Origin of the sequence: Halarchaeum sp. CBA1220, from assembly GCF_003721175.2 — an archaeon.
Lineage (GTDB): Archaea > Halobacteriota > Halobacteria > Halobacteriales > Halobacteriaceae > Halarchaeum > Halarchaeum grantii.
Genome location: NZ_CP054707.1, coordinates 1,048,149 through 1,062,683 on the forward strand (window position 1 = coordinate 1,048,149; position 14,535 = coordinate 1,062,683).

General features: G+C 71.5%; 16 protein-coding genes and 1 tRNA gene. 5 read left to right on the forward strand and 12 right to left on the reverse strand.

Features of this window, described 5'->3' with window-relative positions:
- Positions 1 to 24: 24 nt before the first annotated feature.
- From ftsZ to EFA46_RS05625, 3 genes are all read right to left on the reverse strand, one after another.
- Positions 25 to 1,197: a cell division protein FtsZ gene (gene ftsZ, locus EFA46_RS05615; RefSeq protein WP_123074236.1), complete on the reverse strand. Its 1,173-nt coding sequence runs from the start codon at positions 1,195 to 1,197 to the stop codon at positions 25 to 27.
- Between the two features lies 1 nt (position 1,198).
- Entirely contained in the window at positions 1,199 to 1,372 is a 174-nt protein-coding gene (locus EFA46_RS05620) for a ribbon-helix-helix domain-containing protein (protein WP_123074235.1), read from the reverse strand.
- 171 nt (positions 1,373 to 1,543) lie between these two features.
- On the reverse strand, positions 1,544 to 2,092 hold the full coding sequence (locus EFA46_RS05625) for a zinc-ribbon domain-containing protein (protein WP_123074234.1): 549 nt from the start codon (positions 2,090 to 2,092) through the stop codon (positions 1,544 to 1,546).
- Between the two features lie 103 nt (positions 2,093 to 2,195).
- Between EFA46_RS05625 and EFA46_RS05630 the strand changes: the two genes are divergently transcribed.
- A tRNA-Tyr gene (locus EFA46_RS05630) sits at positions 2,196 to 2,269 on the forward strand.
- A gap of 86 nt (positions 2,270 to 2,355) precedes the next feature.
- Here EFA46_RS05630 and EFA46_RS05635 read toward each other — a convergent pair.
- Together EFA46_RS05635 and EFA46_RS05640 are read right to left on the reverse strand one after the other, a co-directional pair.
- Positions 2,356 to 4,032 carry a histidine kinase N-terminal 7TM domain-containing protein gene (locus EFA46_RS05635; protein ID WP_218182508.1) on the reverse strand — a complete coding sequence of 559 codons (1,677 nt, stop codon included), beginning with the start codon at positions 4,030 to 4,032 and terminating at the stop codon, positions 2,356 to 2,358.
- A gap of 120 nt (positions 4,033 to 4,152) precedes the next feature.
- Entirely contained in the window at positions 4,153 to 5,097 is a 945-nt protein-coding gene (locus EFA46_RS05640) for a UbiA family prenyltransferase (RefSeq protein WP_123074233.1), read from the reverse strand.
- Positions 5,098 to 5,331: 234 nt separating this feature from the next.
- Here EFA46_RS05640 and EFA46_RS05645 point away from each other — a divergent pair, with 234 nt between their 5' ends.
- The 4 genes from EFA46_RS05645 to EFA46_RS05660 all read left to right on the forward strand — a co-directional run bounded on the left by EFA46_RS05645 (position 5,332) and on the right by EFA46_RS05660 (position 7,495).
- Entirely contained in the window at positions 5,332 to 5,787 is a 456-nt protein-coding gene (locus EFA46_RS05645; protein ID WP_123074232.1) for a hypothetical protein, read from the forward strand.
- 73 nt (positions 5,788 to 5,860) lie between these two features.
- Positions 5,861 to 6,634, forward strand: a complete 774-nt coding sequence (locus EFA46_RS05650) for a P-loop NTPase (protein ID WP_123074231.1) — start codon at positions 5,861 to 5,863, stop codon at positions 6,632 to 6,634.
- Positions 6,635 to 7,174 (forward strand): hypothetical protein, encoded by a 540-nt coding sequence (locus tag EFA46_RS05655; RefSeq protein ID WP_123074230.1) that lies wholly within the window; start codon positions 6,635 to 6,637, stop codon positions 7,172 to 7,174.
- Positions 7,175 to 7,273: 99 nt separating this feature from the next.
- On the forward strand, positions 7,274 to 7,495 hold the full coding sequence (locus EFA46_RS05660; protein ID WP_123074229.1) for a hypothetical protein: 222 nt from the start codon (positions 7,274 to 7,276) through the stop codon (positions 7,493 to 7,495).
- Here the strand turns inward: EFA46_RS05660 and EFA46_RS05665 are convergent, their stop codons facing one another.
- Genes EFA46_RS05665 through EFA46_RS05695 form a run of 7 tightly spaced genes read right to left on the reverse strand, consistent with a single transcriptional unit; the run spans position 7,496 to position 14,223 of the window.
- Entirely contained in the window at positions 7,496 to 8,014 is a 519-nt protein-coding gene (locus tag EFA46_RS05665; RefSeq protein WP_123074228.1) for a hypothetical protein, read from the reverse strand.
- Positions 8,011 to 8,424, reverse strand: coding sequence for a hypothetical protein (locus tag EFA46_RS05670; RefSeq protein ID WP_123074227.1), 414 nt, complete (start codon positions 8,422 to 8,424; stop codon positions 8,011 to 8,013). The genes EFA46_RS05665 and EFA46_RS05670 overlap by 4 nt, the downstream gene beginning before the upstream one ends.
- Complete coding sequence (locus EFA46_RS05675) at positions 8,417 to 9,133, reverse strand: hypothetical protein (protein ID WP_123074226.1); 717 nt, start codon at positions 9,131 to 9,133, stop codon at positions 8,417 to 8,419. Before EFA46_RS05675 ends, EFA46_RS05670 begins: the two co-directional genes overlap by 8 nt.
- Positions 9,130 to 9,579, reverse strand: coding sequence for a hypothetical protein (locus EFA46_RS05680; protein WP_123074225.1), 450 nt, complete (start codon positions 9,577 to 9,579; stop codon positions 9,130 to 9,132). The genes EFA46_RS05675 and EFA46_RS05680 overlap by 4 nt, the downstream gene beginning before the upstream one ends.
- A complete protein-coding gene (locus tag EFA46_RS05685; protein ID WP_123074224.1) occupies positions 9,576 to 10,274 on the reverse strand; it encodes a type IV pilin in 699 nt (232 codons plus the stop codon). Before EFA46_RS05685 ends, EFA46_RS05680 begins: the two co-directional genes overlap by 4 nt.
- A complete protein-coding gene (locus EFA46_RS05690) occupies positions 10,271 to 12,097 on the reverse strand; it encodes a type II secretion system F family protein (RefSeq protein ID WP_123074223.1) in 1,827 nt (608 codons plus the stop codon). The genes EFA46_RS05685 and EFA46_RS05690 overlap by 4 nt, the downstream gene beginning before the upstream one ends.
- Positions 12,094 to 14,223 carry a type II/IV secretion system ATPase subunit gene (locus EFA46_RS05695; RefSeq protein WP_123074222.1) on the reverse strand — a complete coding sequence of 710 codons (2,130 nt, stop codon included), beginning with the start codon at positions 14,221 to 14,223 and terminating at the stop codon, positions 12,094 to 12,096. The genes EFA46_RS05690 and EFA46_RS05695 overlap by 4 nt, the downstream gene beginning before the upstream one ends.
- Between the last annotated feature and the right edge of the window lie 312 nt (positions 14,224 to 14,535).

Genomic DNA, 14,535 nt, shown 5'->3' on the forward strand with positions numbered 1-14,535 from the left:
CACGCGTTCGGAAAGAAGGACCGCCTAGCGGATGACGTCGAGGCCGTTGTTCTGCTCGATCTCGTCCTGCCCGCCGTCGCTGTGCGCGCCCTCCCACTCGGACGTGGAGGAGGCGCCGTCCGCCTCGACCTCGCGGAGCTCCGCGCGGGACTTATCGGCCTGCTTCTGCGTGCTCGGGCCGAGGACCTGCGCGGACTGGACGCCGGTCATGATCGCCATGACGCGGACCTTGCCCTTGTAGTTCTCCTGAATCCGAGCGCCCCAGATGACGTTCGCGGAGGCGTCGAGGCGCTCGGTGATGTTGTCCGCGATGCCCTCGGCCTCTTTGAGCGTGAGGTCCGGTCCACCAGTAATGTGGACGAGGCCACCCGAGGCACCCCGGTAGTCGACGTCGAGGAGCGGGTGATTCATCGCGTCCTTCACCACTTCGTCCGTCTTGTTCTTGTCCTGCGTCTCGCCCACGAGCATCACCGCGACGCCGCCCTGGTTCATGATCGCGGTCATGTCGGCGTAGTCGAGGTTGATGAGCGAGGGCTGGGTGATGGTCTCCGAGATGCCCTTCACGGTCTCCGCGATGATCTGGTCCATCACGGAGAACGCCTTTCCAATCGGGAGGTTCGGGACGTAATCGAGGAGCCGGTTGTTGTCGAGGACGATGATGGAGTCCGCTTCCTCGCGGAGTTTCTCCAGGCCCTCCTCGGCCTTCACAGTGCGGGCGCGCTCGACGTTGAACGGCGTCGAGACCATCCCGACGACGATGGCGCCCTGCTCCTTGGCGATCTTCGAGACGACGGGCGCCGCACCCGTCCCCGTCCCGCCACCCATGCCCGCAGTCACGAAGACGAGGTCGGCGTCACCGAGGACCTCCTTGATCGTGCCCTGGGCCATCTCGGTGGCGCGCTCGCCCATCGAGGGGTCGCCACCGGCGCCGAGGCCGTTCGTCAGGGACTTCCCGACGAGGATCTTCGTGTCGGCCTCGATCATCTGCAGGTGCTGTTTGTCGGTGTTGATAGCGACGGTGTCTGCGCCCTCAACGCCGATGTTGTACAGCCGGTTGATCGTGTTGTTGCCGGCGCCGCCGCAGCCGACGATGACGATTCGCGGGTCGCCGAACTCGTCACCCTCGTTGTCGACGTCGCTCAGGTCTCGCTGTTCGGCCTCCGCGTTCTCGAGGGCTTGATTGACGATGTCTTGCATATTACACCTTCGCCCAGCTGCGGTTTTCGTTCGACTGTGAGTCGGTCTGTTCGTCCAGCATCTCGCGGACGGCGGAGCGGATGGCCTCGGATCGGTTCGGGTACTTCCCGAGTTCGACCATCTGCTCGACCTCCTCGATCTGCTGCTTCGGAATCCGGAGTGTCACACGCTCCATTGTTGTATTCCCCTGCAAGACGGCGGGGTCATCCCCGTTCTCTGTCTTACGACCGCCTCGAACCGGGCGTATCGCACCGCATCACGCCGATTCAATGTAAGACGCCCGTCTTACGTACCCACAACGACAACGGACCTGCATAAATAGTTAATGGCTGTGTAAACGCTCGTCTTACCGGTCGAATACATCAGCCGAAACCGTCCGACGCCCGCAGTCCGGACAGAACGCCCAGTCCGAGCGGAGCTCCGCGCCGCACTCACACGTCGGATGCCGTGCCGCACGCTCCCCGCAGTTCGGGCAGAACGCGTGCCCGTCGTCGAGCGACTCCCCGCACTGCGAGCACACCGGCGCGTCCGACGGCGCGTCGGGCACCGACTCCGTCGCGTCCACGCCCGCCTCCGCACCGCCACCCCGCTCGCCGTCCCGGTTCGCGCGCGCCTCGTTCACGTTCACGTTCACCGTCACGTCGTCGCCGCGTCCGCCAGCGTCGCTCGCCCGCCGCTCGTCGAGACGCGCGTCGAGGCGCTCGTCGATCCGTGCCTCCACCAGCGCGTCAATCGTCCCGCGCTCCGTCTTACGCGTCGCCGCCCCCGCGTCGCCGGCCTCGCCCCCGTCGAGGTACGCCCGGAGCGCACGCCGCATCACCTCGCTCTTCGAGGCGTCGAGGTCCTCGACGCGCTCGACGAGCTCGGCGTCCGCCCGGAACGTTATCTTCGGCATGAGGTGGCACACAGTACTGCCCCCGGATACATCAAACTAGGTGGCACCACCGGTGCCGAATGAGAAGTCTTAAATTCGACCCACGGCCTACTGTTTGATGCGCCCGCCCTTAGCTCAGACTGGTAGAGCAGCCGACTGTAGATCGGCTTGCCCCCCGTTCAAATCGGGGAGGGCGGACTACTTCTCCCGTCGATCCGTTGCGGAGTGGAACCGCCGTAAACGTCGTGGAGGACGTCCTACACGGTCTTCCGAGCTCGCACCCCTCACGCGTCGTCGGTCGCGAGGACGGGGACGGAGACGGTGACGGCGGTTCCGTGCGGGTCGTTCTCGGCGAAGCTGACGTCGCCGCCCATCATCTCGGTGCCCCACTTGACGATCCAGAGGCCGAGGCCGCTCCCGTGTCGGAGCGCGCTCTCGGTTCCGTCCTCGAGGACGGCGAGTTCGGTGTCGTTGATGCCGGGGCCGTCGTCGGTGATGGTGACGTGGACGCGGGTCTCGTCGCGCTCGACGTCGACGCGGACGGTCGGGCTGTCGTGATCGCCGTGTCGGACGGCGTTCTCGAGGAGGTTCTCGAGGACGGGTTCGAGGAGGCCGGAGACGGCGACGGCGACGTCGTCGGGGTCGTACTCCCGTTCGATGCTGATCGCGGGGTTGGCTTCGTAGATGGCCGCGATGCAGGCGTCGAGGAGGTCGTCGAGGCGTCTCGCGTGCTCGCCGTTTCGCGCGTCTTGGAAGAGCTCGACGGCGTCCCGGCCCTTCTGCCCGATGGCGTCGATGCGGAGCGCGCGCTCTTTGATGATGTCGGCGGCGCGCTCGTCGCCGAACTCCTCGGCGTAGCCGTGTATGACGTTCGTCTCGGTGCGGATGTTGTGTCGGAGGACGCGGTTCAGCACTTCGAGGCGCTGTTGCTGTCGGAGGTAGCGGCCGACGTCGTGGAGGGTGACGACGCGGCCGATGGTGTCGCCGCGCCCGTTCTCGACGGGCGTCACGCCGACGTCGAACGGCCGGGTGCCGGTGTCGGCCTCGATGGTGAGGTAGCCGTCGAGGGTGCCCTCAGCGGGGAGGCGTTCGTACTCGGGGATGACGGCCCTCGCGGGGCGGCCGAGGAGGTCGCATCGCGGGGTGTCGAGCGCGTCGGCGATGTAGTCGTTGGCGTCGACGACGTAGTCGTTGGTGTCGAGGACGACGGCGCCTTCCTGCATCCCGTCGAAGATGATCTGTCGCGCGCGTTTCCGCGGCGCGGGGTTGGTGTGGAGGAGGCGGAACTGGGTGAGTGCGCCGAGGTACGCGACGCCGGAGACGGAGAAGGCAATCGGCGTCGGGTCGATACCGGCGGTGGGGAGGGCCTCGACGAGGTAGAGGGCGTTCGTCGCCCACGGGACGGAGACGCCGAGGAGGAGCGCGGCGGCCTGCCCGCGAAAGGGGAGGGAGTCGCTCGAGACGAGGTCGAGGATGGCGACTGCGCCCGCGAGGCCGAGGAGGTAGGTGTAGCCGGCGACGACGGCGTACCAGGGGCCGCCGTGTTCGACCTGGAGGACGCCGCTCCCCGCGACGGCGTCCACGTGGACGGTGAGGAGGTCGTGGTACGGCGTCGTGAACGCGAGCACGACGGTGGCGACGGGGACGATTGCGAGGCCGGCGAACGTGCCCCGGGAGACGTAGGTGTCGCGGCCGGTGTATTCGAGGGCGAAGAGGAGCCACGCGAGCGGGACGCTGACGACGCCGAACCACGCGAGGTCGGCCCAGAGGAGCTTGGCGGGGACGGTCGGCGCGCGGAGTCGGAAGACGATGCACACGGCCCACCAGCTCTGTGCGGCGAGGAGGGCGACGAGCGGTGTCGCCCCGGGCTCGGGCCGCTCGCGCCACGCGAGGATCGCGGCCGCGAACCCGACGCCGATGGAGACGAACAACAGCCCCGTCAGTACAGTCTCGGGTGTCACCGCTACCCTCTCAGATATCCTCTATCGACATAAACCAACCGCAAAAATCGAGAAAACAATTGGATGGTGACTGGTCACCGGTCGTACGTGAAATATGTGTTTCGTGCGACGCCCGCCGGTTCAGACGCCGACGGTGACGAGTCCCGCGAGGACGAGGACGACGACGATCTGCTCGACTTCGCCGGCGACGGCGAGGAGCTCGTGGTGGTCGCTCCGGCCGACGGCGGCGGCGAGGCCGAACGCGTAGGCGACGCCGACGAGGACGGCGCCGGCGAACGCGGCCGGGACGACGCCCTGGACGGCGGCGACGACGAGGACGGCACCGAGGACGCCGTCGAGACCGTAGAGGACGCGACGGGTCCGCGTGACGCCGAGCACGACGGGGAGGGTGTCGACGCCGATGGCGGCGTCGCCGGCGGCGTCGCGGACGTTCGGGATTTCGGTGTTGACGAAGACGTCGAGGAAGATGTAGGTGGCGACGACGGCGACGGTCGGGGTGAGCGCCGCGTCGGCGAACGCGAGCGGGAGGCCGACGACGGCGAGCACCCACCCGGCGGCGACGAGGGCGGAGTTGACGAGGAGGACGTTCTTCAGTCGGCCGACGGAGAGGCCGGTCGACGGGAGCCAGTCGGAGGCGTAGAGTATCCAGAAGGCGCCGGGGAGGAGCGTGAGCGCGAGCGCGTCGGGGCCGCCGAGGACCGAGAGGGCGACCGCGACGCCGTACGCGCCGGCCGAGAGGATCGAGAGGACGCGACGGTAGCGGCGGATGAACGCGCTCCGCTCGGGGTTCGACGCCTCGTCACTCTCGACGTCGGCGATGCGGTCGCCGACGTAGACGGCGAAGACGACGAGTCCGATGACGGCAATCGCGGGCGACGCCGAGAGCGAGAGGCCGTAGGTGACCGTGGTCGCCATCGCTATCGCGACGACGACGAGGTAGGCGGAACTGTACACGAGTCCGTCACGCGCTCGCTTGGCGTACGCGAAGAGCGCGTTGCGGACCGAACTGTGCTGCGTGCTGGTGTCCCCGACTTGCGTGGGGAGGTTTTTCGTTTCACTCGACATATTGTCTGCCGTCGGTCGCGCCCGAGTGCGCGGCCGACACGACAATATTCGTCCACTTTGGGCTTAATTACACGTGCTAGTTCACCTCAAAACACCCGCCCAGTCTCTCGCTCGACCGCATCGTGTGGCGCACCGAACCGCGACGCCGTAGACCGCGCTGTACCCGCGTGTGACGGTAATTTCACCTCTCGTTTCCAAAGTATTATCCACGACGCGCCGAAATCCTCCGAAGCCGTGATACTGGTTGCCGGTCCGGATCCGTCGGTTGCCGCCGCGCTCACCGAGGAGCGCGTGCCCGTCGACTCCGTCGACGACCTCCCCGAGTCCATCCCCGAAGGCGGCGCTCTCCTGGTCGATCCGGGCGCCGTTTCGGATGCACGAACGCTCGTCGCGGCCGCCCGCGAGCGATCCGACGGGCCGCTCGCCGTCGTCGCGCTCACCGACGTCCGCTCGAAGGCCGAGCGCGAGCGCTACGACGCCGTGACCTCGGATGCGGCCGGCGTCGCCGCCGCCGTCGACCACGCCCGCCGTCTCGTCTCCTATCGCCACGCCGTCACCGAGTTCTACGAGGCGTGTCGCCGGGGCGAGGCGGGGTCACGCGACGCCGTCGACACGCGCTTTGCCGACCTCGAGGACCTCGACGACGACGACCTCGCCGCGCTGCTGCGCGAGGACGGTCCCGACGCGTAAGGCCCCGTCCGCGAGCGTCGCGCCCTCGAGCGCACCAGCGTGCTTATACGCTCTGCTCGCCGATGTACGTCAAATGGTCGAAGCGTTCGCCGTCGCGAGTGGGAAGGGCGGCACCGGGAAGACGACGAGCACGCTCGCGCTCGGACTCGCACTCGCCGAGGAGTACGACGTGACCGTCGTGGACGCGGACACGGGGATGGCGAACCTGCTCTTTCACGCCGGCCTCGAGGACGCCCCGGTGACGCTCCACGACCTCCTGCTCACCGACAGCGACGCCGCCGTCGCGGACGCCCGCTACGAGCGCTTCGGGCTCACCGTCGTCCCCTGCGGGACGGACCTCGCGGGCTTCCGCGACGCCGACCCGACGCGCCTGCGCGACGTCGTCGCCGAACTCGCGGCCGACACCGACGTCCTCCTCCTCGACTCGCCGGCGGCGCTCGGCTCGCCGGCGTCCGTCCTCCCCATCGTCCTCGCGGACCGCACGATACTCGTCACCCAGCCCACGATTCCCGCGCTCTCGGACGCGCTCAAGGTCCAGGAGTACGCGGCGTCCTACGGGACCGGCGTCGCCGGCGTCCTCTTCAACAAGGTCCGCCCCGAGGACGGCATCGACGCCATCGCGCCGAAGGCCGAGCGCTACTTCGAGGGGCCCGTCGTGGGGACGGTGCCGGACGACGACGCGGCGCGCGCCGCCCGCCGCGCCGGCGACCCCCTCCTCGCGTACGCGCCCGACAGCCCCGCCGCGCGGGCCTACCGGGACGCCGCCGCGAACATCGACGTGGACGCGGGCGACGGCGACGCGCTCGCCGACCGCTTCCGCAGCGCCGTCATCCCCGAGGCCATCTAGATGGCGGTCGGCGTGGACCTCGGCGGCGACCTCGCGTACTCCCGAGTCGTCGCCGACCCCGGAGCCGCGCTCTCGCAGGCGCTCGACGACGCGCTCACGGGCTACGCGGAGCTCGTCCCCGCCGACGCGCTCCTCCTCGGCGAGGGCGGCGACGGCCTCGTGGCCTTCGAGGGCGGCGTGCCGGTGCGCGCTCGCCACTCCGCGGGGTCCGTCGGCGCGGACGCGGTCGCGGCGCTCGCGCGCGCCGGCCTCGACGGCCCGCTCCACGTCCGCTTCTACGAGCACGCCGACCCGCCGCTCGACGCGGCGTCGGCCGTCCAACCCGACGCGCTCGCCGAACGGCTCGCGGGCGACCCCGCGCTCGCCGAGCGCACCCGCGAGCGCGCCCCCGACTCCCCGGAGGTCGGGCAGGACGCCGTCGCGGCGTTCCTCGATGACGCCGACCGAATCGCGGAGATACGCGCGCAGGCCCGCGAGGAGGCCGAGGCCCGCGCCGCCGAACTCGGCTTCGACCCGGTCGGCGACGCCGACGACGCGTAAGACGCGCTCTCACCTCGCGCGTGGAACCTACGGCCGCCCCCGCCGAACGCGCGTGCGTCGTACCCTACCTTCATGAGTGCCGCTCGTCTCACGGTGCGTATGACGCGCACCGATGCCGTCCGAGTCGGAGCCTTCTACGGTCTCCTCGGAACGGCACTCATCACTCTCGGCACGCTTCTGGCCGACGCCGCCCTCTCGGAACTCGACCTGTGGCTCGGCGTCCCGCTCGCGGCCGTCGTCTGGGCGGGCTGCGTCTACGTCGGTCTCAAGGAGGTCGCGAAGGGCCTCCACGCCGTCGTCGCGGACGCGAGCGCCGACTGACTAGCCGGCGCGCTCGACGACCACACTGAGGCGCGTTTCGCTCCCGCCGGTGACGACGGTGACGTCGACGGCGACGGCGACGACGTGCGCCCGGCCGTCGCGCTCCTGGACGACGACGCCGTCATGCGCCTCGCACGGTCCGAAGGCCCGCCCGACGCCGGACGGGCAGTGCGCGCCGGCGTACGCCGCCGCGCCGTCCGCGTCGTACGCGACGATAACTGCGCCCCCGGCCGCGAGGGTGCCGTCCGTGATGCCGTCGATGCGCGTGTCGAGCGCGTCGCGGTAGGCGGCGACCGCCTGACTCCGCGCGCCCCACGCGTACTGCTGGGCGAGGAGGGGGGTGGCGGTGTCCACGCTCCGGTCGAGCGCGGCGACGGTGGCCGCGCCGGTGTCGTCGCGTGCGGTCATCGCGGACGCGTCGCCCGCGTAGCCGAACTGGAGGTAGGCGAACAGCACCGGGACGAACGCGAGCGCGACGACGACGGCCGCGATCAGGACGAGCTGGCCACGGTCCCTCATACGTACCACACCTCGAGCGTGACGGGACCGCCGGCGGTCGGCACGGTCGCCTCGCCGACGGGGACGCCGGCGGGGCGCGGATAGCCCACGGTGCCGTGCGGCGTCGTGACGCGGAACATGCAGTTCGCGGGGAGGACGCGCGTCAGGCGCGCTTCGAGCGCCGCGCGCTCGCGCTCGAAACGCGCCGCGGACGCGCTCACTTCTTCGAGTCGCGTGGCGCCGCCGTGACGCGGCGGCTCCTCGGCGAGGACGGTCGCGGCGTCGTGCGCGTAGGCGTCGAGTTGGCGCTCCGTCCCGTCCGGATGCGGGACGCCGAGCGTGAACCCGACGACGACCGCGAGCACGAGGACGACGCCGATGGCCGCCTCGATGACCGGGAGGCTGAGCTGGCCGCGGTCGGCCTCACGCATCGACGCGCACCCCCAGCGTCGCCTTGTGCGTGACGACCGGATACGACGTGACGACGACGCTCCCGGCGGGGAGCGGCGCGCTCGCGGCGACGGTGACGGTCGCGTCGCGATACCGGCTCACGGAGACGTCGTACGTCCCGTGTAGCCCGCCCGTGGGGTGCCCGGTCGTCGCGTTCCCCCCGGCGACTGCGGGCTCTCTGAGGACGACGCGGCCGTCCACGGAGACGGATTCGACGACGACGCCCTGCGGCGGGGTGACGGCGACGGTGAGGCGGTCGGTGCGTCGGGGGAGCGAGAGCACGGCGTCCGCGTCGAACGCGGGCGCGTACGAGCGGGTCTGGCGCTCGGCGACGAGGACGAGGCGGTCGACGCGCGCGCCGCCGCTCGCGTCGCCGGTTTCGGCGAGCACCGCGTCGTCGAGCGTGAGGCGGACGGCGTGGCCGCGCGCCGCCGGGAACGCCGCCTCGACCGACGCCGCATCCAGGCCGTCGAGCGCGTCGCGGTCGAGGACGTTCGCGCGCATCGCGAGCGGGCCGTCGGCCGCGACGGCGCTCGCGGCGAGCGAGTCCGCGAGCCGGGCGTCATCGGAGCTCCTGTCGACGCTCCCGAACGCGCCGCCGGCGAACGCGAGCGCGACGCCGAGCGCGCCGGAGACGAGGAGGAGGGCGACGCAGAGAGCGAGCAGGTTCGCCTGCGCGCGCCCGCTCATCGCCCCACCTCGCGGAGTTCGACGCTGAGGGCGTCGCCGCCGGTGACGACGACGAGCAGGTCGCGCCCGCTGTGCCACTCGCCCGAGACGCCGGCGACGCGCTCGGGGAGGCTCAGTGCCGCGCGGCCGCCGACGCCGGTGACGGGGCTGTCGAGGACGAGCGTTCGGTCCTCCGCGCGGAGCGCGTACGGCTGGCCGCCGATGGTGTCGGGGAGCGCGACGCGTGCGCGGACGGTGACGGCGTCGGCGGCGACCCCGGGGACGGCGTCCTCGACGCTCGTGGCGGCGGCGTTCAGCGTTCGGTCGCCGACGACGTGCGCGGCGTCCGCCTGCGCGCTCGGGACGACGCCGCCGTAGAGCGCGGCGGTGACGAGCGCGACGTAGAGGAGGACGATGCCGATTTCGAGCGTCTTCGCGACGACGGGCGTCATCCCGCGGTCGGTCACGTCGACACCTCGACGTCGTGGACGACGACGTACGCGTGGGTGGCGGGCGGGAAGTCGAGCTCGACGGTCGTGCGGCCCGCGTCGCTGTGGCGCGTCGTGACGGTGACGTTCCGCTCGGCGTAGTACGACGCGAACGCCTCGGGGTGGTCGGTCTCGACGGCGAGGCGATAGTCGCCCGGCCCGAGGGCGCGGCGCTCGTGCGCGACGGTGGTTTCGAGGCGGGCGCCCGTCCCGCCGTTCCCGGAGACGGCGACGTCGCCGCGAACGCGGACGACGCCGACGACGAGGACGTCCTCGCCGACGGTGACGGGGAGGCCGCGCCGGACCTGCGCCCAGTCGCCGCTCCGGGTGAGCGTCGCGCCCGCGAGGCTGGTGACGCCGTGGCCGGCGGCGTCGAAGACGACGGCGTTCGTGTGGGTCTCGTAGACGGCGGTGCCGTTCGCGTCGAGGACGCTGACCGTGCGCGACTCGGTGTGGAGGTCGCCGTCGGCGAACGGAACCGACACCGTCCGCGTGCCCGCGAGCGCGGTGGGGCGGAAGGCGTCGTCGAGCGCGGTGGCGACGCGCGTCGCGTCCGCGCCGGCGGCGGTGTCGTCGACGACGACGCCGACGCCGGCGGTGATGGTGGTGAGCGAGAGCATCGCGAGGCCGAGGAGGAGGACGATGCCGACGACGTGCGATTGGCCGCGACTCATCCCATCATCCCCGTGAGCGCGAAGACGGCGTACGTGAGCGCGACGAGCGCGCCGGAGTGGAGGAGCGCCTCGTAGCGCCCGCGACTCGCGGCGCCCGCGAACCAGCCGCAGGCGAGCATCGTCGCCTGCGTGACGACGTAGAAGCGATAGCGGTCGCGCTCGGGGTCGACGGCGCCCGGGTCGATGGCGAGGCTCGCGCCGACGCCGTGGACGGCGGCGAGCTGCGCGAAGCTCCCGAGGACGTAGGCGTTCACGACGACGACGATGCCGACGACGAGGAGCGCGGTCGTCCAGCCGACCGCGACGTAGATCTGGAGCTGCGAGCGCAGGCCCTTGCGCTCGTCGTAGAGGCGGCCGATCTCGGTCTGGAGCGCCTCGAAGGCGGTCTCGGCGTCGCTCCCGGTGTCGAGCGCGCCGGTGACGAGGCCGATGGACTGGTCGGCGAGCGGCGTCCCGACCTTGCTGGTGAAGCGCGCGAGCGCCTCGCGGCGGACCTCGTCGCCGTAGGCGGTGAGGCCGAGGTTGAACGAGAGGTCGGCGACGTCGGCTTTGAGGGGGCCGAGGTGGCCGTCGCGGGCGACGGCGTCGACGGCGCGCGGGAGCGGGTTCCCGAGGCCGACGTAGCCGGCGACGCCGTGGACGAAGTCCTTGATTTCGCGGTCCTTCGCGTCGTCGCGGCGGGCGCGCCGGACGGCGACGAGGCCGACGGGGACGGCCCCGGCGGCGTAGCCGAGGAGCGCGCTGCTGACGGCGTCGACGCCGGCGAGCCAGAGGGCGACGCCGACGAGGACGCCGATGACGGGGAGGGCGACGATGGCGTCCGCGGGGTTGTCGAGCGCGCCACGGACGACTCCGGGGAGGTCGGCGCTCCGGGCGTACCAGTCGAGGCCGTAGCCGGCGGGGCGCAGGGAGTCGACGAGCGTCGCGGCGCCCGCGCCGACGACGACGGCGCACGCCGCACAGCCGTAGACGACGAGCGCGCGCAGCGTCACGGGACCGACGACGGTGGGGACGGTGCGGCCGAGCGACGGCGCGAGCACGCCGAGAACGGTGACGACGATGACGAGGAGGACGGGGACGACGAGGAGGACGACGAAGAGCTCGGCGAGGAGTTCGAGGACGCCGGCGGCTTCGCGGTCGGCGCGCGACTGGCGGTTCGCGAGCATGCGCGCTTCGAGTTCGAGGTAGCTCTCGACGGCGTCCGGGCCCTGCTGGGCGTGTTCGCGGAACTTCAGGAGGAAGGGCGCGAGCAGGTCGCGCGAGGGCGTGTCGCGTGCGACGCCGCGAAGCGCCTCGTCGATACTCCCGGTGAGGGCGGTGCGCGAGTGGACCGCGCGGAACTCGACGGCGGTCTCGCCGAAGGCGTCGGGGCGCTCGGCGACGCGCTGGACGAGGGTGCGCTCGTCGGCACCGCCGGAGGCGAGGACGCGGAGGTAGCGCACGGCGCCGGGGAGCGTGCGCTCGATGTCGGCGCGCCGCGCGCGGGCCTGCAACTGGAGGTAGCGCCCGCCCGCGCGTATCGTCGTGTCGCCGGCGAGGACGCCGACGACCAGACCGACGGGGAGCGCGACGGCGAGCGGCGGCACGGGGAGCGATTCGAGGAGAGTGCCGGCGAGGACGAGGAGCGCGCCGGCGCTCAGCGCGCCGGTGAGGAATCCCAGGAGAGTGGCGAGCGCGTAGACGCGCGCGAGGTAGACGTCGAAGCCGGCGCGAACGGTGGTCGCGCGGTAGTGCTGGCGGTCGCGGTCGTGGCGCGGCGTCGCGGCGCGCTCGCCGAAGAGCGCGTAGCACGCCCGGTCGAGCGCGTCGAACTGCCGACTCACCGCTCGCCCCCGTCGGTGCGGGCGCTGCGCTCGCCGCGGATGCGCTCGACGGTCGCGGCCTCGTCGACCCGGAGGTCGGCGAGGAACGCGAAGAGGGCGTCGGCGTCCCGGACGTCCTCCTCGACGAGGTAGCGGACGTAGCGGTGCTTGCGCTCGTACTCGGCCCGGACGGCGCCGACGCTCCGGTCGGTGCGGGCGGCGAGGCGCGCGAAGAACGCGGAGTCGGCGTCCCGGACGTCGAAGCCGCCGTCGTGGGTGCGCGCGACGAGGCGGCGATACCTGACCGTCGTCTCGCCCTTCACGATTTCGCCGTCGGCGGGGGCGTCGGCGTCCCGAACGAGTTCGACGAGTTCGCCGACGTAGCGGGCGCCGTCGACGTGGCGGGGGAACACCACTAAGTCGACTTCGCGGAGGAGGTAGGCGGGGAGGCCGCGCTCGACGACGCGGTTGACGAGCGTCTCCATGTCCTCGGCGTGCGTCGTCCCGATGACGCCGTGGCCGGTGTTGAGGACCTCGCCGAACGTCTCGAAGCTCGCGGGCGTGTTGATCTCCGCGATGACCTCGACGTCGGGGTTCAGGTAGTTCGTCTCGGTCATGAGGTCGGCCATCGTCACGCGCTTGAAGGGGTTCTCGTGGTCGCGCGTGATGAGGGAGACGCCGGTCTCGTGGGGGAGTCTGACCTCGCGGGAGCCCTCGTCGATGCTGATGGGGCGCTCGTCGAAGGGGACGAAGGGGAGGTGGGCGTTCATGAGCGTGGTCTTCCCGGCGCCGGTGGGGCCGCTGAAGAGGACGGCGGCGTGGCGCTCGTAGGCCATCCAGAGCATCGCGACGGCCTCGGTGGGGATGCTGCCCTGCGCGACGAGGTCGACGGGCGTGAGCGGGTCGGGGGCCTGCTTGCGGATGGAGACGTGCGGGCCGCCCTCGCTGATGACGGGGAGCGCGACCGCACAGCGGATGGTGACGTCGGCGTCCACCTCCGGCGGGCGGAGGTTCACCTTCGCCGAGGGGTTGGCGGCGTTCAGCTCGACGCCGTCGTGGGCGGCGAGCTGGGTGACGAGGCTGACGAAGTGCGTCTCGTCCTCGAAGACGAGGTTCGTGGGGACGCGCTCGTCGCCGCCCCGGGGAACGACCTTCACGCGCTCGCCGACGCGGTTGGCTTCGACGTCTTCGAGGCGGTCGTCGCGGATGGGGACGGTGAGTTCGCCGTCGCCGACGAAGTCCCGGAGGACGTAGTAGACGAGGTCGTCGAGGCGGTCGGCGCTGAAGCGCCGGCTCACGGGCGGGACGGCGAGGTCGTAGGCGGCGAGCGCGCTCCGGGCGCGATAGGCGAGCGCGTCGCGCCACGCGCGGGTCTGACGGGCGCTGAGCGCGCGCGAGAGGTGGCCCTCGGCGTACTCGCGGACGAAGCGCGTCCGGTCGTCGACGACGTCGTCGACGTTCGTCTCCCAGATGGCGTCCTTGCAGGCGTCGACGAGTTCGGCGTCGCCGGGGAGGAGCGGGGGTTCCTGGACGGCGTACTGCAGGTCGAAGGGGTCGGCGCCGAGGAGGTGTTCGCGGTAGACGACGACGGGGACGTCGAACTCGCCGAACGGCACGGTGTAGGCGTCGAGTCGCTCGGAGAGGAAGCGCCCGAGGTGGGCGGGTCGCGCGGGGAGTCGCGTTCGCGCGGGCGCGTAGTCGGTGGTGTGGACGACGAGGTGGTCGTCGGCGGCGTCGGCGACTTCGATGCGCTCGTCGAGGGCGTACGCGGTGAGGTCGCCGAGACAGCGCAGGTCCCGAAGGGCGTAGTACCGGAGGCGGCGCCTGCTCGCGGGCGCGTCCGGGGCGAGTCGGTCGACGATGCGGCGGTACTTCGCGTCGAGGCCGGCGGCGGCGCGCTCGACGGTGCCTTCGCGGGTGAGCGGGCGTTCGAGGTGGGCGTCGGCGAAGTGGGCTTCGACGCGCTCGCGGGCGGCGGCGTCGGCGGCGGGGAGGACGGGTTCGCGGACGTCGTACGTGAAGCCCGCGCCGTCGTCGCGGACGGTGACGACGGTGCCGGGGTGGGGCTCGTACTGCGCGCGGACGTCCGGGGCGTACCACGCCGCCGGGTCCGCGGGCGGCGCGAGCGGAGGGAGGGAGAAAACCATACTGTTCTGTCAGGAGTCGTATGGGTATAAGCACGATGTTGGTTATGCGTATCCATAGCACCGCGTCGGTCGCGGGAATGGGGCGGGACTCGCCACTTCCTCGCGATACGTGTGAACGACACCCACGAGGGCTGTCGTGGCCGATTTCGGGCGTCTATCACAGGGTATAACTGTGGGACGACGCTCAAGCCCTGCTACGTTACGATGACTCGACGGAACCGCGACACGGTGAGCGGCCGCGCGAGCGCGGTGGCCGCAGGCTCACGCATCGACGACCGGCTGCCCACCCGTGGGGCCGGCGACGACGAGTGG